We start from the raw sequence: 20301 nt of genomic DNA on the forward strand, positions 1-20301 counted from the left end.
TAGCTGGAGAAATATTGCTCTCTGTAGTATAATTAAAAGCTTTTGATTCAAGGCCTTACGAAATTTCGACTGTCGAACCGGCTTGCATCCCAGCCATAAATCGATGAACGAAAAGTAAGCAAATTGTCGCGCGGGCGAATGCCGAAACAGGTCAATAATCGGCTCCACCAGGCGCAATCCCTCGGCGCACGAGAGCATCTAGATGGTATTGATTCCATGGCAAACGCAATGAAAAAACCCGCGAAAACGACTGTTACCGCAAAAAAAGCGAAACCGGCTGCAACTAAACCGGCCTCGAGCAAGTCGATGGCTAAGCCTGCCGTGAAGAAGGCCGCTGCCGCCAGCAAGACGAAGACTCCCAGCAAAGCCGTGACGAAGACCGCTGCGGCGACGCCAAAGAAGGCGCCAACCGCGACTGCGACCAAGGCGAAAACTTCATCCCGAGCCGCTGCCAAACCGGCTCCCGAGAAATTGAAAGCACCCGTGACGACCAAGAAACCTGAATCGAAGACAGCACCCAAGGCCAAGGCCAAGGCCGAGCCGAAGACCGAATCCAAGGTGATGGCAGTCAGCCAGACGACGGACGCCGCCGCCCTGGCTGCGATCGACACCTCCAGCTACGTGCTGCCAACGGTTAAAGTGCCCGGCCGCCGCGGCCGCAAGCCGAAGGATTTCCAGCCCGAGAACGACGAAGTCGCCGCGCTGAATGCCGTCGAGCGTGCCGAACTGAAGGCGGCCGACAAGGCGCGCGCCAAGGATCGCAAGGCCAAGGAAAAGGCGCTGTTGAAAGATGCGTTCTCGTCCGACACCGAGGCTAGCGAGGAGGAGCTCGAGCAGCGCCGTCAGAAGCTCAAGACCCTGATCAAGCTGGGCAAGGAGCGCGGCTTCCTCACCTATTCCGAAATCAACGACCATCTGCCGGAAAACATTGTTGATCCGGAAGCGATCGAAGGCATCATCGGCACGTTCAACGACATGGGCATTGCCGTGTACGAGCAGGCGCCCGATGCCGAGACGCTGCTGTTGTCCGATAACGTCGCCAATGTCACCGGTGACGATGATGACGCCGAGGCCGCTGCCGAAGCCGCCCTGTCGACAGTCGATTCCGACTTTGGTCGCACCACCGATCCGGTGCGCATGTACATGCGCGAGATGGGGTCGGTCGAGCTGCTGACGCGCGAAGGCGAAATCGAAATCGCCAAGCGCATCGAAGAAGGGCTGAAGGACATGATCCAGGCGATTTCCGCCTGCCCGACCACGATCGCTGAAATTCTTGCCGCTGCCGAGCGCATCGAAAAGGATGAGATCAAGATTGATGAAGTCGTTGACGGCCTGGTAGACCCGAACGCTTCGGAAGAAACTGCGGCCGCTCCTGTTGCCGCTGCCTCCGATGACGAAGAGGACGAGGACGAAGAGGACGAAGAAGACGAAGAGGAAGAGGAAAACAGCGGCGGCGGTGCCGCCGGCTTCTCCGCAGAGCAGCTGGAACAGTTGAAGCGCGACTCGCTTGGCAAGTTCGAGTTGATCGCTTCCCAGTTCGACAAGATGCGCAAAGCCTACGAAAAGGAAGGCTACAACTCCAAGCCGTACGTGAAGGCGCAGGAATTCATTTCCAACGAACTGCTGTCGATTCGCTTCACCGCCAAGTTCGTTGAAAAGCTGTGCGATACGCTGCGTGGCCAGGTGGACGAAGTGCGCCACATCGAAAAGCAGATCCTTGATGTGGCCGTGAACCGCTGCGGCATGCCGCGCGCCCACTTCATCAAGGTCTTCCCGGGCAATGAAACCAATCTCGACTGGATCGACGGCGAAGTCGCCGGCAGTGAGTCGTATAGCGCCGTGCTCGGCCGTAATGTCCCCGCCATCAAGGAACTGCAGCAAAAGCTGATCGACTTGCAGGCGCGTGTCGTGCTGCCGCTGCCGGACCTGCGCAACATCAACAAGAAGATGGCGGCCGGCGAGATGAAGGCTCGCAAGGCCAAGCGCGAAATGACCGAGGCGAACCTGCGTCTGGTGATTTCGATTGCGAAAAAATACACCAACCGTGGCCTGCAATTCCTTGACCTGATCCAGGAAGGCAACATCGGCCTGATGAAGGCGGTGGACAAGTTCGAATACCGTCGCGGCTACAAGTTCTCGACCTATGCGACATGGTGGATCCGTCAGGCCATCACGCGTTCGATTGCGGACCAGGCGCGTACCATCCGTATTCCGGTGCACATGATCGAAACGATCAACAAGATGAACCGCATTTCGCGCCAAATCTTGCAGGAAACCGGCGCCGAGCCAGATCCGGCAACGCTGGCGATCAAGATGGAAATGCCCGAGGATAAGATTCGCAAGATCATGAAGATCGCGAAAGAGCCGATTTCGATGGAAACACCGATCGGCGACGACGACGATTCGCATCTGGGCGATTTCATCGAAGACAACAATACGCTGGCCCCGGCCGATGCGGCCTTGCATGCGTCGATGCGTGGCGTGGTCAAGGACGTGCTCGATTCGTTGACGCCGCGCGAAGCGAAGGTGCTGCGCATGCGCTTCGGCATCGAGATGTCGACCGACCATACGCTGGAAGAAGTCGGCAAGCAATTCGACGTCACCCGCGAGCGCATTCGTCAAATAGAAGCAAAAGCGCTGCGCAAGCTGCGCCATCCATCGCGCTCGGACAAGCTGAAGAGCTTCCTCGAAGGCAGTTAATCGTTTAACATTGTCAGGAATTTTTCGGGCGGGTAACACCGCCCGAGTTTTTGACAGCGTCAATCGGGCCTCTAGCTCATGCTTGGTTAGAGCAGCGGACTCATAATCCGTTGGTGCCGTGTTCGACTCACGGGAGGCCCACCAAGCATCGCCGAGGGTTGCGTTCTTACGTAGTGCGAACTTCCGGGAGGATCGTGTAGCGCGCCAATTTGTAGGCCGCGCTGCGAGTCGTTTCAAACTTTTCCATGAGATCTTGTTGGCGTGATCGAGGTGTGTCGGAATCTTAATTGACCCCGATACCATCCGCAATCTACATTCCGGCCTACCGGCTGCGGTTCAGGATTCCGTCTTCGATTGTGCCGGCAAATGGCCAAAATTAATCTGGCACTTGCTAGCTAAGCCATCACATATTCAAGGGATTGCAGCTGAATGTGACCAAAAGTATATTAGACTGCAATACATAACGGCGAACAACATGGATCAGGAAAAGACAGTCGGGCTAAGCTTCAGAGTGACTCCCAAGATGAAGGGCATGCTTGAAGCCGCGGCGGGGCGTGAGCGACGAAGTCTCACCAACATGCTTGAAGTGTTGGTGGAAGACTATTGCGTCCGTCACGGAATCATTGAACAACCGGAGGGGACCGAGGACAAGGTCGCCGCCATAGGGAAGGCGACCAAATGAATGAGGTCTCTAAGAACCTGTTCAGTGTCTTTGAATCAAACGCTGGAGATGCACTGAATGCGGAGCAGCTGGTATGGAGCGAAAAGTTTATCCGAGCGACGTCAGCCGGGAACAATTTGAAGTTATCCGGCTGATGCTGGAGGGGGCGAAGCACCGGACAGCGCCACGGAAGGTGGATTTATACGATGTTTTCTGCGCGATCCTGTATTTGCTAAAGAATGGAAGTACCTGGCGTGCAATTCCGGGCGATTTCCCGGGCTGGAATATCGTGCGCTACTACTTCGATCACTGGACGATCAGTACAGCGGCGGATGGGACGAGCCTGTTTGAGCAAGCTTTAAAAAAATCTGGTCAGGCGCGAGCGTATCGAGAATGGACGCACCGCAAAGACGAGCTTTTGCATCGTCGACGCGCAAAGCGTGAAGAACACGGATACAGCGCGGGCCAAAGGCTATGACGCGGGCAAGAAGGTATCGGGTATCAAGCGACATCTGGCGGTGGATACGCAGGGACTACCGCATGCGATCGAAGTGACGACCGCCGACGTGACCGACCGCAATGGCGCCCTGTTGATGTTGTTGCTCAATGACGAAACGCTGTGTGAGGTGAAAACCGTGCTCGTGGACGGTGCTTATACTGGCGCACGCTATGAAGAGTTGGTCTGGCAAATCCTCGGCGCAAAAATCGAGGTGGTCAAGCGCAGCGAGCTGCATCACTTTGCCGTGCTTCCCAAACGTTGGGTCGTTGAGCGTTCGTTCGCCTGGTTAGAGAAATGCCGACGGCTGTGGAAGAACTGCGAGCGCAAACTGGAAACCAGCGCCCAACTCGTAGCGCTCGCCTTCCTGTCATTGTTATTACGGAGACACTGAACAGGTTCTTAGTACTGCGCGTCCAGGTTATGGCATGTGAACAATCACCGCGCCTTGCGAGAAAAAATCGACAGCACTGTCACTCACTAACCGCCGGTTTTCGCGCCTTCACAAGCGTTGGAGGCCTGCACCGATTTCAGGAAACTCGGAATCACGACTGCACATTTCATGTGCCGGTCACCGGCATGAGGTGAAACTGGTTGCCGCGACGCTGGCGAGCATGATGTATGCGCGGCCAATTGATGGCCACACAAGCAAGTGGTGTCTGGGCGTAGGCTATGATTACGACGAGTGCGGCGCCTGGTGCGTAGTGCCGGGTATGAACCGGTCATAGTCAGCAGGCGTGACGAACGGGATAACAAGAAGCAACGCAGTGCACGTGCCCGACGCTGGGTCGTCGAGTGCACGTCTAGTTGTCTCACGCCGCTGCTCGTGTGCTGGGTAATACGGGAAGACACTTACCTCGCCATGCAGCAGCACGCCTGCGGATTCATCGCCTGGCGACCGGCCCTGACGAAATAGGCAGTAAATCGCATAAGCAAATCAGGCGGTTAAGTTTTGACCTTCTGGCTAACTGTATTCCTCGGTATCATTGAATGACACGAAGATAACCGAATCTGAGGAAATCGCCGCGCCCGGCGTCCCGGTCGCGGCGAGGATTACTTCTTATTTCGAGTAGTACCCGACTCCGACCAGCACATCGCCCACGCGCTGAATCAGCGAGTGCTTGGCTTCGATGGCGTTGGTGGCCGGATTGCGCCACACATAATCGACTGTTCCGCTGCCTTTCTCTTTAGCCAGCGTAATTATTTCCTGTATCAGCGGTTTGCCGGCAGCGTCATGCAATTCGCGTGCGTCGGTTCCGACGAGCTGAGGCGAGGCGCCGGACGCGCGATATTTGCCATCGTCGATGCCGATTGCGAACACATACAGATCACCGCGGATGAAGCCGCCTTTCGGATCGTTGAAGCTCTGGTATGCGGGTGCCACGCCGGCCGTCTGCATCTGCGCGACCGCCTTTTCAAGCAGTGCCTGCGCCTCTTCGGCCGCCGAGCGCGGAATGTAGTAACCGACGCAAACGATGTATTTGCCGACCTTGCGGAAGGATACCGTCTTGTTTTCGATGTGGTTGTTGGCCCGGTTCAGCCAGCGATATTCGACCACGCCGGCGTCGCCGTTGCGGGCCTTGTCCAGCAATTCGCGCATGAACGGTTTGCCGGCCTCGTCGTGCAGATCGCGTACATCGACCCCGACCAGGACATCCGGCGCTCCGCCATTCGCATACATGATGCCGTCGCTGCCGACGACATAGACGTAACGGGCGCCATGCACGAATGCACCCTTGCGGTCGTTGAATGCGGTGAACGCCTTGTCGGGACCGTGCTTGTGCAGGTAGCCGACCGCATCGGCGAGCAGAGCTGCCGATGCCTTCGCTTCCGCGCGTTCAATCGCGCCGGGCGTGCCGGCCGAGCTGTCGGTTGGCGTGGCTGCGAGCGCCGGGGCAGCATTCAAGGCGGCCGCCAGGGCCAGAACCAGTAAACCAGCGTGCTTCATTTTCATCGGTGACTCCGTTGCAGTGGATGGTGAAATCAATCTAGTAAGGCATGCTGAGCTACAGAATTAATGCGAATCGGTTATCTGCAAACTCACCCTCTCCCCCGGCATCAGCAGCGCTGCCAGCGTTTGGCCCGGGCGAGGTGGATAAAGGATCTGGCGCCTTTGGCGACATCGGCTCATGAACCGGGGAAAGCGGACTGCAGCTCGGAATCAATGGGCGTCACGCTGCTCTTGCCGTCACAGCGCTTCAGGACTTCGCTGGCCGAATTGTTCAGGCCTTCCGGGTACAGCAGTGTGTTGGCGTCCTGGCTGTCTTGCCAGCGGAAGACGAAGTGCGGCGCAAGCCGCGAACAGGCGCGGTCGGGGGGGGCGATGATTGTGGTCGTCATGGCTGTATGGGCGCCGGACGGAAGCAGTCTTCCCGTCCGGGCTTCCAGTTAGCGCACGCTTAGCGTACGTAGACGTAAGCGGTCACTTCAAAGCCGAGGCGGATTTCGCAGTACGCAGGTGTTTCCCAGATCATCGCAAGTCTCCTTAAATTGGGAAGCGACTAGATGCCGATTCCTGATTGATTATCAGCACCGGGTCAGAGGCGGGCCACCATAGTTTCGCCAAAAGTAGCTCATGAAAATCATGATTGGAGGTCATTGCGCTCCATCGAGGTATCGGTGCCCCAGCCCTCAATGCACATGTCCGCATAGGCGAGCATCATGGCGCCGAGCATGGTGGCCGGGGGAAGCGAACCACCGATACAAGGATTTTCAGTCTTTCGTGGACACCGGAAGGGCAATTTCATAAAAGCAGGGCCCACTGGCATAGCAAGCTCATATTGCCGCAGAGTTTTTCAACAGAATTTAGTGCAAAACGGTCATTCCCAAGAGCCGAGCATCCGGCTCAGTTCGACCCAAAGCAGGGATGCGGGCTTCCCGGTAACAGTCGCTTAACGTAGGATGCATTGTCATGGGCGAGCCCTTAAGGCGGCCGGAACGCGTTTAGGCGTCAGCAATGAGAAGAGAAATGACGGCACCTATTTGAGACGGCTTGATTTGTACTGAAACGGGTTATGTCAGCTTCGTGGACGCGAACGGCCCAGAGTGTGTAAAAACGCGGTTGCGCAAATTGTTTACTCATTGTTGATCCTCTCGAACACCGCGATTAATTCTTGAGTGTTGAATAGGCTGTCGGGCTGAAGACACCGGAGGATCGATGAAGCGATTCATTCAAGAGGAACATCGGACGCAGAGCACGTTGCTGCCGGATCGGCTGGACGACTACATCAGCGAAGAGAATCCGGTGCGTGTGGTCGATGCGTTCGTCGAGGAGCTCGATCTGGCGACCCTGGGTTTCGACGGTGTGACGCCGGCCAGAACAGGAAGACCGTCTTACCATCCCGCCGTCTTGCTCAAACTCTACATCTACGGTTACCTCAACCGCATTCAATCCAGCCGCAGGCTGGAGAGGGAAGCGCAGCGCAATGTCGAGTTGATGTGGCTGATTGGCCGGCTCGCTCCCGACTTCAAGACGATCGCCAACTTCCGCAAGGATAACGGCAAGGGCATTCGCAATGTTTGCCGCCAATTTGTTCTCGTATGCCGCAAGCTCGATCTGTTTACTGAAGCCTTGGTTACCATTAGCGGCAGCAAGTTCAAGGCAGTGAACAACCGTGACAGGAACTTCACCCAAGCCAAGCTGCAACGCCGGATACAGGAAATCGAATCGAGCATTGCACGCTATCTGTCTGAAATGGATTCAGCCGACCGGCAGGGGCCGGATATTGGCCAGTTGCGCACTGAACGCCTGCAGGAGAAGATTGCAGCGTTGAAGGAGCAGATGCGAACCATGAAGGTGATCGAGGCAGAACTTGCTCAAGCACCTGACGGCCAAATCTCGCTCACTGATCCAGATGCGCGATCAATGAAGACGCGCGGCACGGGCGTTGTCGGCTATAACGTCCAAACTGCGGTCGAGACGCGGCATCACACCTCATTGTCGAGCATGAAGTCACGAATACCGGTTCAGACCGTGGCCAGCTCTCCTCGATGGCAAAGAAGGCATGTCGTGCAATGGGAATGAACAGTGTCACCGCCATTGCGGATCGCGGTTACTACAGCGGTGAGGAAATATTCAAGTGCGATCAGGCTGGCATTGCCGCGATTGTTCCCAACTCTGCCACCTCCAATGCCACGGCAGAAGGTCCTTCGGGAAGGACGATTTCATTTACGATCCGTTCAGGGATGAGTGCCGATGCCCGGCAGGAGAGCGGCATGACGCTGCACCGGTATTGGAGTTCGAATTGCCAAACGTGCGCCATGAAGGATCGTTGCACACCAAGCCAGCAGCGACGCGTGACACGCTGGGAGCATGAGGACGTGCTCGACGAAGTGCAGGCACGGCTGGACCGGTTCCCTGAAGCGATGCGTATCCGTCGCTCGACAGTCGAGCATCCATTCGGCACACTCAAGCTATGGATGGGCTCAGCCCACTTCCTGATGAAGACGCTCAGGCACGTCAAAACCGAAATGAGCCTGCATGTGCTTTCCTACAACATGAAGCGGGTCTTCAATATCATGACAATACCGGCGCTAATGCGAGCAATGAGGGCCTAAAGCCCAATTAATATCGCAATCCATCCGGAAGGCACTTCAAAGCCGGCATCAAAGAATACAAATTGCCGCTGCCACTGGCAAAGTGAGCCGAAGCTCTCATCGCTCCTTTACGCATCAAAATCTGGTGTTTTTATACGGTCTGGGCCGAAGGCTGAATTGTGTCCACGGGCGACCTGCGACCACAAACCGTCATATCAATTGCACATCTCCACACCACACTACCGCTTGATTAACTTCTCAATCTCGTCGACGGCCATAGCCAGTCCATCTTCGCGTTCCATCCGCTTGCCGAGCTCCGCTGCCCGCTTCCTAACAACCACGCGTTCAACAAAGTCAATCGCCTGCCGCAATGGCTCTGCGGCCAGCTTCGCCCCATTGATCGCTGGCGGCGCAATGCCCAGGCGATTAAGGCGTTCTGCCCAGAAGGGTTGGTCGCCAGCAAATGGGATGACGACTGACGGTCTGCCAGCGCGGGTGGCGGAATGGGTCGTCCCGGAGCCGCCATGGTGAATGACAGCGGTAGTACGCGGCAGTAACCAGCCGTGCGGAGTGATACCGATGCGCAGAATGTTGTCAGGCATCGCGATGTCATCCATACCGCTCCAGCCAGGGAAAAACAGAGCGCGACGACCGGCCAAGGCTGCGATCAACGTCTTTGCAACGTGCTGACCATCAATCCCGGCCATGCTGCCGAAGCCGACATAGAGCGGCGGCGGGCCGGCGCGAAGGAAGTCGGCGAGCTCATTCGGTGGCGTAAAGTCTGCCGCCGGGGTCTGCCATTGGCCGCACAGGCGGGCGTGGGCAGGCCAATCGGCGGGCTGGGGCAGGATCGTCGGCGAAATACCGTAAAGCATTGGGTGTTCGGTCGGCAGTGTTTGGCGCGGCGCCAGCCTGAGCACAGTCTGCCGCGCTTCATTCAGGCTTCTCCTGAAGGCCAGCCAGAACAGTTGGTTGGTTAGCCTGAGGCTGGCGTGGTTGAGCCAGCGCGGGACCAGGTTGGCAGGTAGGAACGGCGAGCGAAATTCGCGCGAAGGCGTGAGCGGAATCATGCCGGCGCCAATGGCTGGAATGCCCAGGCGTTCAGCCACCGACAGTCCGATAAAACCCGCCAGGCCGGAGGTGAGGATGGCGTCGCAGTCTTCAGCAGCAGCAAGGGTTTCAACCGTCCAGGCGTGAGTATTGGCATTGGTCAGTCGCACCAGCGCCTTGGCCGTGCCTTTCGGCCCTTCGCGGCTCCAGTCGGAAAACAACTGGCGGATGTCGCCAGACAGTGCCGAGTTGGCGAGGCCAAGTTCTTCGGCCGAGCCAAGCGTCCGGGCGTCGCCCAGCAGACGTACATCGTGTCCGCTGCGGCGCAGCGCGTGGCCAAGGGCGACAAGCGGCCGGGTGTCGCCGTCCGTGCCGTAGGTAAGGATCAGCAGCCTCATGCATTTTCCACTAAAAGTATACGACGTATACTTTAGCATCCTCTATACTTCTCCGCCATGACCTCCTTGACCGACCTAGAAAACGAACCTGGAGCGCCTGCCAGCGGTGGGCGACCGCTGAAGAAGGCGCGCCTGAGGGAACGCATCGCCGCGGCTGCCGCTGAACTTTTTCAGGCCCAAGGTTACACGGCGGTGACGATGGAGCAGATTGCGGCTGCAGCCGAGGTGTCGAAGCGCACGCTTTACAAGTATTTTCCGGCCAGGGAGGCGGTGCTGGCGTATTGGCTGGAAGGCGAATTGGCGCGCGACCTCGCCGGCCTTGGTTTCCGTTTTGACCTGAACGCGCCGTTTCATGTCAACGCCTCGGCCCTTCTGGCCGAGTCGGCCGCCTGGTGCGAACGCCATCCTGACTACCTGCTGCCCTATATCCGCTACAAGTTCGCCAATTTCGATCCGAACGTCGAAAAGGCCGGCAAACACGCCGACAGCGGTGACATGGTGCAGGTGTGGACGTTGTTGATCGTTACGGCGCAGCAGCGCGGCGAACTCGATCCAACGCGCCCGGCCGAACAGCTGGCGGTCTATTTTCACTACTTGTATTTCGGCGCGCTGATGCGCTGGATCACGGACCGGCGACTCAATCTGCAGCAAGAGTTCACAGCTGTGGTTCAACTGTTCGTAAATGGCGCCTGCGCTACTGGCCGACAGTAGTATTCCTTGGCAAAACAGGGCGATTTCACAGTATCAGCGGCCACCATGCGTGTGTTACTGGCACATCTCAAGCAGACAGCAATTTGCTCTGATAGTTGACGCCGCACATTTGCGGTGATGAGGATTGCTTCTGCTCGACAGCGTGAGTTTGTAGGCAAGTCTTGGATGTCCGGTTAAGAACTTCAAGCGGTCAGACAGAACGTGATGAACATAGACGCCAGGCTGCCAAAAGAAGACGTTCAGCAATCCCACGAATATGATGTTGCTTTGACAATATTTCTATGGGAGCATACAGCGATTGTCGTTCAAGCACCCTTTACAGACACCTGACGTCTTTCACACTTATTTAGCACTGTGTTTTTAATCGGTTTAGGGACCCGCTTGTACTTTGGTTCTGCAGTAATACCCAAGTCGGTATCCACTCAAGGTCAAGCATCTTTTGGCTTCACGTTCCATGCGCTGTCCAAGTTTCACCATCAGTACACCAAAGCACTTATGCGGGCAGCTCAATCCAAGCTATCCGGGGTATCTTGCTGATCGTCTTCACTCCGCGCACCAGAGCAGAGGACGGGATAAGGTCTTGCAATCACGCATATAGTGGATTGCAAGACCTGACCCGAATGGCCGCCACTCAACACCCTCCATTACATTGAAAATTTCGCTTACGGGAACTGTCACATGCGCATACTGAAATTTACTCTAGTGGCCTTGACCGCGTTCATGGCCTGCGTGTTCGCCTTCACCTCCTTCGCACCGGAACGCGCTACCGCCATCCTGCTCGACCTCGACCGTTCCCGTTCCGGCTTAGTCCGCAAGGAAATCGACCTGCCCAGCGGTTTACACTACGTTTATCTCGAAGGCGGGCAAGGCGAGCCGCTGATGCTGTTGCACGGCTTTGGCGCGGACAAGGATAACTTCACGCGCGTGGCGCGCCACTTGACGCCCCGCTACCACGTGATCGTGCCGGACCAGATCGGTTTTGGCGAATCGTCGCACCCGCCACAGGCCGACTATACGGCCCTTTCGCAAGCCGGCAATCTGCATGCGTTGGCGCAGGCGCTCGGCATCAAGCAGCTGCACCTGGGCGGCAGCTCGATGGGTGGGCAGATCGCGCTGACCTATGCATCGCTTTACCCGAATCAAGTCGGCAGCCTGTGGCTGCTGGCGCCGGCCGGCATCTGGAGCGCCCCGCCCGGCGACCTGGCAAAAAGCATGCAGCGCAGCGGGAAAAACACGCTGCTGCCGAAAAACGAGGAGGAGTTTGCGCGCCTGTTCAGCTTCGTGATGAGCGATCCGCCCTATATTCCGCGATTTGTGAAGAACGTGATCGCACAGGAAGGCATCGTCAATTACGATTTGCATGCGCGTATTTTTGAGCAAACCAAGAATGACAATACGCTCGAAAAACGTGTCGCAGGACTGCAAACGCCGACCCTGATCGTATGGGGTGAGCAAGATCGCGCGCTGCACGTTGACAGCGCCGCGATCCTGCATAAACTGCTGCCGCGCTCGCAAGTGATTATCCTGCCCAACGTCGGCCACTTGCCGATGATAGAACGCGACGAGAAAGTCGCGGCCGACTATCTCCGGTTTCGCGCCGGGCTGGCCAAGCCTTAGGTTGGTTTACTGCTCTCTACACATCCAACCCGTGCCCCTCTATTTTTTTCTGTTCGTAAGGCCGGTCTTGCAATCACACATATGTTGGTTTGCACGACCTGGCCCCGTTTTCCCGTAAAATTTCACGAGGAAACCATTTGCAGACGGTCATCGCTACTGATTAATCCCCCGAAAGCGGTCAGTTGTGGACTGAATACTTCGAGTCCTCGGAGATGGCCTTGCTAAAAGACAGCGGTCGTTCCGCCAGTACCCGATAAGGCCAGAATGCCTCTTCTTCGTCAATCAATCGCATAATCTGTGCAGGCGGGAACCCGGTAAGACGGCGCAACTGCCGGCTCATGTGCGATTGGTCCGCAAAACCGGCGTCATCCGCCATTCCGGCCCAGTCCACCTTGCCTTCCTTGCGCGCCGACAGCGCATTGAAATACAAGCGTTCAATCTGAATCAGTGGCTGAAGTTCACGCTGCGTTTGCCCGGTCCATGCCCTGATTCGTCGTTCCACTTGGCGTATGCTGCGGCCAATACCGGAGGTTGCCGCACGCAGCGTGATGGCACGAAACCAGTCTTCCATCAGATTGCTGGCCGGCGTTCCAGCCGGGCGAACCGACTGCCACCAAGCGTCGAGCCGCTCTTGAATCAACACGAAACGGTCGGCATCGCTTGGTGCGCGAAATACGTCTTCGCATAACTCAAGCCATCTGGAATCAAGCACCTCTTCAGCCGGCACAGTCTGATCAAGATAGGCGCCCATGTCGCGCCCTGTAAGTGCGGTCACTGCTTCCGGATACAGTACCAGCATCATTGCATGCACCGGACCCGGATTCCAGCTCACCGGTGGAACCTGGAAGGGGCCGCTGAATATCAGATTCGGCAGCATTGCCCCATGCGTCCCCTCCGACGGTGGTTCGACCATCTTTCCGCATCCTTCGAAGAACCAGGTGAGTGTGCACATCGGGGTTGCCGGGAAATAGTTGTAGCGCTGGGAATCGGCAAGTGTGATGTGACGTGTATCCCGTATAACGGCGCCTACTACACAACCGGACAGCGATACGCATGGCAGCAAAAACGTCGTGGAGCGATGCGGTTCCGGATGCGAAGCGGGCGAGAGAGCGTTAGGCACTGTTCGATATTCGTTCACGATGATTTGGTTGACTTGCTACTGGGAAATCACGCAGGGCAGGAACATGTCGCAATTGTTCTATAGACAAAACTGTTTGTCCATGAAGATATGCGGTGTCAATGACAACTATCGGACAGGAACCATGCTAGTTGAAACAGGTTGGGTTATGTCTCAAGCGCCATTTTGAAAGGAGAATCGTGAGTTCAGTTATTCTCAAGCAGGTTGATAAGTCCTACAGCTTGGGTGCGATTACCGTGCTGGCCCTGGCAGGCGTCAATCTCGACATCCGTCCTAACTGCTTTACGGTCATCTCCGGGGCATCCGGTAGTGGCAAGACTACCTTGCTGAATATGATCGGCTGCATCGATCGTCCTGATGCCGGCGAGATCATTCTTGGTGCGCGTTCGGTCAATGCGATGTCGGATAACGAGTTGTCCGATTTCCGCGTGCGCCATCTCGGTTTCATTTTCCAGAACTTCAATCTGTTGCCGGTATTGACGGCATATGAAAACGTCGAATACCCGCTGCTACTCGCCAAGACGCCGGCGCGGGAGCGCAAGCAGCGCGTGATGGCTTTGCTGGACGCGGTGGGGTTGGCGAACAAGGCGGGCAATCGGCCCGGGCAGCTTTCCGGAGGCCAGCGGCAGCGCGTCGCCATTGCGCGCGCGCTGGCTACGTCGCCGCAGCTGGTGCTGGCAGACGAGCCGACGGCCAACCTCGACAGCGAGACCGGTGCGGCCATCATTGCCTTGATGCGCAAGATGCAGCATGAGCACAAGGTTTCGTTCGTCTTTTCCTCCCACGATCCCAAGGTGTTGGCAGAGGCCGATGATGCGGTATTTATTCGTGACGGCCGCATCACGGGTATCGAGCGCCGCGAAACGGCGCCGGAAAGGGTTGCATGATGGTATTTTCACTCGCACTGCGCAATTTACTGCGCAATCGGCGTCGCTCGTTGACGACCTTGTCGGCGATGGTGGTTGGGTTGGTGTCGATGCTGATCTTCGGCGGCTATGCGCGTAACGCGATTCTCGCTACCCAGACCGGCTACGTGCAATACCACGGCCATCTGCAGATTCAGCACAAAGGCTATTTCCTGTATGGCAGCGGTAATCCGGTGGCTTACGGCATTTCGGATTATCAGCGCATCATCGATGCGGTAAAGAAGGACCCGGTATTGCAGCCGATGCTGGTGGTCGTTACACCTAGCCTGCGGCTTAATGGCATTGCAGGTAATTTCTCGAATGGCGTATCGAAAGGAGTTGTCGCTGCCGGCGTGGTGGTGGACGACCAGAACAAGATGCGCAAGTGGGACGATTACGGCAGCTTGAGTTATGCGCCCCCGATTGCTCTGGCCGGCACGCCGTCCGATTCGGCGGTCATCGGTACCGGCGTCGCACGGCTGCTGCAAATGTGCGCGCCGCTGAAGCTCGAGAACTGTCCGTCGGCGGAAGAGGTTGGCGCTTCCGGCAGCGTGAGCGGCAACGCGCCTGACGCGCCGGCTAACATCGCGGCCTTGTCGGCGCTCGAACAGGCCTATGCGCCGCGTGCCGACGCCACCCATATCGAACTGCTGGCGGCGAACGTGCGCGGTGCGCCCAACGTTACCGGACTGAACGTCGCACGGGCGGAAAACTGGGGCGTCAAGGAAATCGACGACTCGCTGATCGTCATGCATCTGGACCAGGCGCAGCGCCTGGTCTTCGGCGGCTCCGCCCCGCAGGTAACGGCGATCCAGCTCCAGCTGACTCATACTGCGCAGATTCCATCCGCGAGAGCGCGCCTCGAACAATTGCTTGCAACCGAGTTCAAGGGCATGCCGCTCGAAATCCTGGACTATGAAACGCTGACGCCAATCTACAAGCAGGTCATCCAGTTCTTCGACTCGATATTCGGCTTCATCTCGATCCTGATCTACGTGATCGTGCTGTTCACGGTCGGCAACACGATGAGCATGGCGGTGATCGAGCGCACGACCGAAATCGGCACCCTGCGAGCCATCGGCCAGCGGCGCGGCGGCATCCGCAGCCTGTTTGTCTGCGAAGGTGTGCTGCTGGGGCTGATCGGCGCGGTATCGGGTGTCGCCATAGCCTTGCCGATTGCTTATGTGATCAACCACAGCGGCATGACCTGGGCGCCACCCGGGTATTCGTACGAATACCCGGTCATGGTGCGGGTATGGGGCGACAACAAGCTGATGTTCGGCACGGCGATCAGCCTGGCCATCGTGACCGTCATTTCCGCCTGGTGGCCGGCCAGCCGTGCTGCAAAGCTCAACATCGTCGAGGCGTTGCGCCACGTATAGAGCTCCGCGCTCCTTGATTCAGACCATCCAAAGGAATAACTCGATATGAAGAAGCGGCAATTTATAAGCGCTGTCTTGTTTGCGGTTTGGGGATTCAGTACCGGCACCGCATGTGCCAAACCCGACGCGCAGGAAATCCTTGCGGCCAGCGACGCCGTCCGCAATCCCGATCATCCGTTCGGTTTGACGACGACGCTGACCGAGTACCGCAACGGCAAGCAGACCGACGTCAGTACGCTCGCCGTGTATTCAAAGGCGGATAAGGACAGCGGTCAGTTTCGCAGCCTGATCCGCTTCGTCGCCCCGGCGCGCGACGCCAACAAGCTGATGCTAAAGTCGGGCAACGACCTGTGGTTCTACGATCCGGCCAACAAGGCCAGCATCCGGATTTCGCCGCAGCAGCGCCTGCTTGGCCAGGCGGCGAACGGCGACGTCGTCACCTTCAATCTTGCCAAGGATTATCGCGCCACGCTGGTGGGCGAAGAGGAGGTGCTGGACGGCGACCGGCAGAAGCGGAACTGCCACAAGCTGGCGCTCGAGGCGATCAAGCCGGACGTGACCTACCACCACATCGAGGTGTGGATCGACACCTCTAGCAATCGCCCGGTCAAGTCCCGCTTCTACAGCGAAAGCAATCGACTCCTGAAAACCGCCTATTACCGCCAGTACGAAAAGCAGTTGGGAGCCGAGCGGCCGACCGAAACCGTGATCATCGACGGCCTGGATCCGCAGTGGGTAACGGTGCTGCGCTTTACCAACTGGGCAGAGCGAGAGGTGCCCGAGGTTTGGCTGCAGCGCGACTATCTGCCGCGCTTCAAGCCTGAATAGCCGTGCGGTCGGCATTCGCGTTGGCGCTGGCGCTGCTGGCCGGCGCATCCTGGGCGGAAGACCCGGATGAGGCAGCCTTGTCGCTGCCCGGCAGCGCGCCTCAGGCAGCCGAAAGCGCACGGGTCTGGCAGTTGTTTGTTGAGGGGGCGGCTGCACGCTCGCAAATTCGTAACACTGCGCTCGCCGAAGAGGATCGCTCCACCCAGCGCCTGTCGGTCGACTTGCAGGTCGACGCGACGCTGGCGCCCGGCCTGCGCGCCATGTTGGCCGACCGGCTCGACGTCGGCTGGCAGCATCGCTTCGAGCAGCGCAAGTCGATTAACACGCTGAAGGAAGCGTACCTCAGCTGGCAGCAGCGCAACGACGTTATCGTTGATCTTGGTTACGTCAATCAGTATTCCGGCGTCGCCTTCGGCTACAACCCGACCGACTTCTTCCGCGAAGGGGCATTGCGCTCGCCTGTGTCGGTCGATCCGACCATCATCAAGAAAAACCGTCAGGGCAGCGCAATGCTGCGCGGGCAGATGCTGTGGGACGGCGCCTCGCTGACGGCGCTGTATTCCCCGGCATTGAGCGATCCTCCCAGTTCCCCTGCTTACCTGCCCGACTGGGGAGCGACCAATCAGCGTGACCGCGGCCTGCTGATCTTCAGCAAACGGATCAGCGAAGATCTGCACCCACAGTGGCTGCTGTACAAGAATCAGGGTGCCTCGCCGCAGTTCGGCATGAATCTGACCAAGCTGATCAATGATGCAACGGTGGCCTATTTCGAATGGTCGGGCGGACGCAGTCCGCTGCTGCTGGCGCAAGCCTTGGGTCAAGACGGGGACAAGGCATTCTGCAGCCGCGTTGCGACCGGCCTGACCTACACCACCAGCCACAAACTCTCACTGACCTTTGAGTATCAGTACAACGGCGCCGGCCTTGAAAAGGCGCAGTGGGATGCACTGCCGAGGGTGTCGCTGCCAGCCTACGTCCGTTATCGCCAGTTCGCGCAATCGGCGCAGGAAATGCCGACCCGCCATGCAGCGTTTTTCTATGCGGCTTGGCAGGACATGCTGGTCAGCCATCTTGATCTGGCGGCGATGGTCCGCCGCAACAGTGATGATCACAGTCGCCTTTCCTGGATTGAGCTTCGCTACCGTTGGACGCACGATGAAATCGCCTTGCAATGGCAGGTCGATAGTGGCGATTTGCTCAGTGATTACGGCGCATCACCTTTACGCAAGGCTTGGGAGGTTTCATATCGGCATTTCTTTTGAGCGAAACAGGCTGTAAGTAGCGAAAAGCCCCCCAAGAGTAGTCGAACAGGGTCAAGCGAGCGGCTTCCGTGCGGGTTCATGGTTCTTTATCAGCCTTATAAATCGGCGATTGTTCCAAACCCGAGACTTGGCGCGGTTTTGCGGTGAGTCGGTCGCTGCGCTAACGGCAGAGTGCCGTGCATAACGACGAATCCTGTCCGTAGAAATAACAGTTACCCCCCAAAAAATCAGTTGATGCGACGCATACTTCTCTCACTTCTTTTGCTTCCTCCGTGCAGTGCCTTCGCTCTAGAGCAAGACTTTTTGAATCCACTCGAATCTGTCGCCGGCATCTACAGCAGCATCTACATCCATGAAGCAGGCCACGCGATGGTCTACAAAGCCTTGGGTGCATCCATTGAAGTGCCGCGACGCGGAACGATCTTCAGTGGACAGACCTCAGGCAATTTCGCTACCCCCCCTCACTCAAGGCCAGGAGAGACTTGTCGCAATCTCTGGCCTCGCCGCAGCAAACCTTGCAGGGGAGCTTGTGCTGCAGCACAAAGGACTTCATGGTTCACCGTATGCACAGGCGATTCTTGGCACATCCGTGATTTCAAATTTGATTCACGTAACACACTACTACACGAAAATTCGAGGAGTCGAGGGTTATGCTGGGAATGACATCGACCAGTATGAATTGGCAGGAGGAAATCCGCACCTCATGTCTGCCTTACTCACTGGATACACAGTGTGGACACTGCATCGAATGCGAAAGCAGGGGGGGCCGCTGTTCTATTTTAACCTTCGTTTCTAGGCGATGAGGCCCATCCCATCATTCCAGCGAATCGCCTCCGGCGGCCACTGAATTTGAATGTTGGGCTGCATCATGACATCCGCTTCGTTTCATCATTTCTGGTTGCTCCATCTTTTCTGAAAGCACGCTTCATGAAATCACGCATTCTTTTTCTATTTCCTTGCTGCCTACATCTTTTAGTTGCTTGCGGTAGTGTTCGTCTTCAAACCGTAAGTGAGGCCACAAATGAAGTGAATAAGTCATTTCAATATCAGGCTGAGCGTCAGTGCGATAAATACGACGGCCAACAAAAATTCGACTGCAAGCGCCAAGTGAGGAACGAATATGAAGCACAAAGGCGGGTGAATTCAGAAACAATCCGATGAGGTCAATTTTAAGTAGTTCAACTTGTTGGTCGAGCGCACCGTCCCCGGCGGTCGCTCACCGCCGACGTTGAAAATCGACACGGCTATGTCCGCTTTCGAGAAGGCCAACTGGCGGGTTTGGGTCGGGCCCGGTAGTTCACATCCGAAATTCGAACGACAGAAAGTGAACTTCAAGCTGTCATTCGGGAAGACCGAGTATTCGTTCGGGCGAGGCCAATAGCGGAATGTTCCTCAGTAAAACGGATGAACCGCCTTTCAAAAGAAAGAAATGCCCTGAGCTTGGCGCAGGCCGGAACACCCGGTTGGGGCCGCGCCGCACCGTGCGACACCAGCCGACGAGGGAATGGGGGAATGCCTAACGCATCGAACCGGCATCGACGAACGTTGGCCGTCAGACCCGGTCAGTTTCTGCCGTACGTCGGCCGTTTCATGCATGGAAACAAATCCTTACTTTATTGGCTTTGACGCAATAACTCGGTTTCCACTACGCTCCAATACTTCCAAGATTTACGAACCATCAGAGCATCCCGGAAACGCCCATGCGTTGTCTCACTTTTCTCCTTGTCTGCTGTCTTGTCGGCAGCGCGCACAGTGCCGATCTGTCCTCCTCCGAGGCCGGCACTGACCAACCTGCCGCTGACATGAACGGGCCGACGCATGAGGTCACGGCGCGCGCTCTCGCGTTAGTAGGAAGCAAATACCGCTTCGGCGGCACGTCTCCGGGGCGTGGCTTTGACTGCAGCGGCTTGGTGGACTACGTCTTCCACAACACGGTAGCGCAGGAGCTGCCGCGTACCGCGGCCGAGATCAGCCGGGTGGGAGCGAAAGTCGACATCGACCAGTTGCGACCGGGCGACCTGGTGTTCTTCAACACGTTGCGGCGTGCGTTTTCCCACGTCGGTATCTACTTGGGCGGCAACAAGTTCATCCATGCGCCTCGATCGGGCGCGAAGGTGCGCGTAGAGGCGCTGGACTTGGCTTACTGGAAGAAGCGTTTCAATGGTGCGCGCCGGATACTGAACTCCAGGCAGCCAACGCAGCTCGCCAACGCCGACGATCGGGTGACGATGTATCTTTTTTAGCGTGCCTGCCTCGTCGTGTCACTAGCGTGGTGGCGACGGTTCCCTTGATGGGCCGGCAGGCAATGTGCAGTGCGGATCAGCAGGCGTGCGGCGTGCCGCACCAGCCAGATGATCGACACGGGTACCAGGGCTCAATGGTTGAGGTTCGCCAGGTAGTCAGTGGGCGACCAAGCACTTTCGTCTGTAATTTTCCGCAAATCAGACACTTGAGACGAGAGAGAAACCTTCTGGGTCCGGCCAAAAGTAGCCGCTCAGGTCCATGGCCTAATGATCGAAAGCTGACGCCTGGATACCCAGTACCTCTTCGGATGATCGATGGGTGAAGAAACGCCGCCGTCTCCCTTTTCCATGACATGAGCCTAAATCATGGCGCC

The 20301-nt window shown here is 57.3% G+C and carries 18 protein-coding genes and 1 tRNA gene; 13 read left to right on the forward strand and 6 right to left on the reverse strand.

All coding sequences use genetic code 11. The features are described from left to right. Positions 1-47: 47 nt before the first annotated feature. The gene (locus TSA66_RS27690) at positions 48-494 is read right to left on the reverse strand and encodes a hypothetical protein (RefSeq protein ID WP_232429443.1); all 447 of its coding nucleotides are present in this window, start codon (positions 492-494) and stop codon (positions 48-50) included. Here TSA66_RS27690 and rpoD point away from each other — a divergent pair. From rpoD to TSA66_RS09905, 4 genes are all read left to right on the forward strand, one after another. Then, on the forward strand, positions 484-2700 hold the full coding sequence (gene rpoD / locus TSA66_RS09885) for an RNA polymerase sigma factor RpoD (RefSeq protein WP_232429444.1): 2217 nt from the start codon (positions 484-486) through the stop codon (positions 2698-2700). The two genes, TSA66_RS27690 and rpoD, sit on opposite strands and share 11 nt — an antisense overlap. A 65-nt stretch (positions 2701-2765) precedes the next feature. After that, positions 2766-2844, forward strand: a tRNA-Ile gene (locus TSA66_RS09890). 331 nt (positions 2845-3175) lie between these two features. Beyond that, the gene (locus TSA66_RS09895; protein ID WP_040039878.1) at positions 3176-3382 is read left to right on the forward strand and encodes a hypothetical protein; all 207 of its coding nucleotides are present in this window, start codon (positions 3176-3178) and stop codon (positions 3380-3382) included. A gap of 73 nt (positions 3383-3455) precedes the next feature. Further along, a protein-coding gene (locus TSA66_RS09905) for an IS5 family transposase (RefSeq protein ID WP_408639473.1) occupies positions 3456-4251 on the forward strand; the annotation gives its coding sequence in 2 pieces (ribosomal slippage) (positions 3456-3733 and positions 3732-4251; 798 coding nt in all). 666 nt (positions 4252-4917) lie between these two features. Here TSA66_RS09905 and TSA66_RS09910 read toward each other — a convergent pair. The 3 genes from TSA66_RS09910 to pqqA form a co-directional block, all read right to left on the reverse strand. After that, positions 4918-5811, reverse strand: a complete 894-nt coding sequence (locus TSA66_RS09910; protein WP_094298978.1) for a cache domain-containing protein — start codon at positions 5809-5811, stop codon at positions 4918-4920. 173 nt (positions 5812-5984) lie between these two features. Further along, a complete protein-coding gene (locus TSA66_RS09915; protein ID WP_094298979.1) occupies positions 5985-6197 on the reverse strand; it encodes a pyrroloquinoline quinone biosynthesis protein PqqD in 213 nt (70 codons plus the stop codon). 59 nt (positions 6198-6256) lie between these two features. Further along, a complete protein-coding gene (pqqA, locus tag TSA66_RS28200; protein ID WP_084199171.1) occupies positions 6257-6331 on the reverse strand; it encodes a pyrroloquinoline quinone precursor peptide PqqA in 75 nt (24 codons plus the stop codon). Positions 6332-7014: 683 nt separating this feature from the next. On the opposite strand from pqqA, the gene TSA66_RS27695 reads away from it, so the two are divergent. Further along, the gene (locus TSA66_RS27695; RefSeq protein ID WP_232429373.1) at positions 7015-7881 is read left to right on the forward strand and encodes a transposase; all 867 of its coding nucleotides are present in this window, start codon (positions 7015-7017) and stop codon (positions 7879-7881) included. Beyond that, complete coding sequence (locus TSA66_RS27700; RefSeq protein ID WP_232429374.1) at positions 7848-8414, forward strand: transposase; 567 nt, start codon at positions 7848-7850, stop codon at positions 8412-8414. The genes TSA66_RS27695 and TSA66_RS27700 overlap by 34 nt, the downstream gene beginning before the upstream one ends. Positions 8415-8632: 218 nt before the next feature. On the opposite strand, the gene TSA66_RS09925 is transcribed toward TSA66_RS27700, so the two are convergent. Next, complete coding sequence (locus tag TSA66_RS09925) at positions 8633-9841, reverse strand: glycosyltransferase (RefSeq protein WP_040039879.1); 1209 nt, start codon at positions 9839-9841, stop codon at positions 8633-8635. Between the two features lie 57 nt (positions 9842-9898). Here TSA66_RS09925 and TSA66_RS09930 point away from each other — a divergent pair, with 57 nt between their 5' ends. Further along, complete coding sequence (locus TSA66_RS09930) at positions 9899-10552, forward strand: TetR/AcrR family transcriptional regulator (RefSeq protein ID WP_052452218.1); 654 nt, start codon at positions 9899-9901, stop codon at positions 10550-10552. A gap of 678 nt (positions 10553-11230) precedes the next feature. Then, positions 11231-12169, forward strand: a complete 939-nt coding sequence (locus TSA66_RS09935) for an alpha/beta fold hydrolase (RefSeq protein WP_040039880.1) — start codon at positions 11231-11233, stop codon at positions 12167-12169. A 178-nt stretch (positions 12170-12347) separates the two neighbouring features. On the opposite strand, the gene TSA66_RS09940 is transcribed toward TSA66_RS09935, so the two are convergent. Beyond that, entirely contained in the window at positions 12348-13121 is a 774-nt protein-coding gene (locus TSA66_RS09940; protein ID WP_052452219.1) for a helix-turn-helix domain-containing protein, read from the reverse strand. A gap of 365 nt (positions 13122-13486) precedes the next feature. On the opposite strand from TSA66_RS09940, the gene TSA66_RS09945 reads away from it, so the two are divergent. From TSA66_RS09945 to TSA66_RS09965, 5 genes are all read left to right on the forward strand, one after another. Continuing rightward, positions 13487-14194: an ABC transporter ATP-binding protein gene (locus TSA66_RS09945; RefSeq protein WP_040039881.1), complete on the forward strand. Its 708-nt coding sequence runs from the start codon at positions 13487-13489 to the stop codon at positions 14192-14194. Continuing rightward, complete coding sequence (locus tag TSA66_RS09950) at positions 14191-15594, forward strand: ABC transporter permease (RefSeq protein ID WP_040039882.1); 1404 nt, start codon at positions 14191-14193, stop codon at positions 15592-15594. Before TSA66_RS09945 ends, TSA66_RS09950 begins: the two co-directional genes overlap by 4 nt. Before the next feature lie 45 nt (positions 15595-15639). Further along, complete coding sequence (locus tag TSA66_RS09955; RefSeq protein WP_040039883.1) at positions 15640-16422, forward strand: outer membrane lipoprotein-sorting protein; 783 nt, start codon at positions 15640-15642, stop codon at positions 16420-16422. 2 nt (positions 16423-16424) lie between these two features. Next, complete coding sequence (locus TSA66_RS09960; RefSeq protein ID WP_052452220.1) at positions 16425-17684, forward strand: hypothetical protein; 1260 nt, start codon at positions 16425-16427, stop codon at positions 17682-17684. Between the two features lie 1700 nt (positions 17685-19384). Then, positions 19385-19927, forward strand: a complete 543-nt coding sequence (locus tag TSA66_RS09965; protein WP_084199458.1) for a C40 family peptidase — start codon at positions 19385-19387, stop codon at positions 19925-19927. Positions 19928-20301: the final 374 nt, after the last annotated feature.

The sequence above is a fragment of the Noviherbaspirillum autotrophicum genome (assembly GCF_000818395.1).
GTDB lineage: Bacteria > Pseudomonadota > Gammaproteobacteria > Burkholderiales > Burkholderiaceae_D > Noviherbaspirillum > Noviherbaspirillum autotrophicum.

Bases quoted from the DNA above. Each gene is read 5' to 3' on its own strand.
- TSA66_RS09895 (WP_040039878.1), top strand. From the start codon at position 3,176: ATGGATCAGGAAAAGACAGTCGGGCTAAGCTTCAGAGTGACTCCCAAG.
- TSA66_RS09910 (WP_094298978.1), bottom strand. From the start codon at position 5,811: ATGAAAATGAAGCACGCTGGTTTACTGGTTCTGGCCCTGGCGGCCGCC.
- TSA66_RS09915 (WP_094298979.1), bottom strand. From the start codon at position 6,197: ATGACGACCACAATCATCGCCCCCCCCGACCGCGCCTGTTCGCGGCTT.
- TSA66_RS27695 (WP_232429373.1), top strand. From the start codon at position 7,015: ATGAAGCGATTCATTCAAGAGGAACATCGGACGCAGAGCACGTTGCTG.
- TSA66_RS27700 (WP_232429374.1), top strand. From the start codon at position 7,848: ATGGCAAAGAAGGCATGTCGTGCAATGGGAATGAACAGTGTCACCGCC.
- TSA66_RS09925 (WP_040039879.1), bottom strand. From the start codon at position 9,841: ATGAGGCTGCTGATCCTTACCTACGGCACGGACGGCGACACCCGGCCG.
- TSA66_RS09930 (WP_052452218.1), top strand. From the start codon at position 9,899: ATGACCTCCTTGACCGACCTAGAAAACGAACCTGGAGCGCCTGCCAGC.
- TSA66_RS09935 (WP_040039880.1), top strand. From the start codon at position 11,231: ATGCGCATACTGAAATTTACTCTAGTGGCCTTGACCGCGTTCATGGCC.
- TSA66_RS09940 (WP_052452219.1), bottom strand. From the start codon at position 13,121: ATGTGCACACTCACCTGGTTCTTCGAAGGATGCGGAAAGATGGTCGAA.
- TSA66_RS09950 (WP_040039882.1), top strand. From the start codon at position 14,191: ATGATGGTATTTTCACTCGCACTGCGCAATTTACTGCGCAATCGGCGT.
- TSA66_RS09955 (WP_040039883.1), top strand. From the start codon at position 15,640: ATGAAGAAGCGGCAATTTATAAGCGCTGTCTTGTTTGCGGTTTGGGGA.
- TSA66_RS09965 (WP_084199458.1), top strand. From the start codon at position 19,385: ATGCGTTGTCTCACTTTTCTCCTTGTCTGCTGTCTTGTCGGCAGCGCG.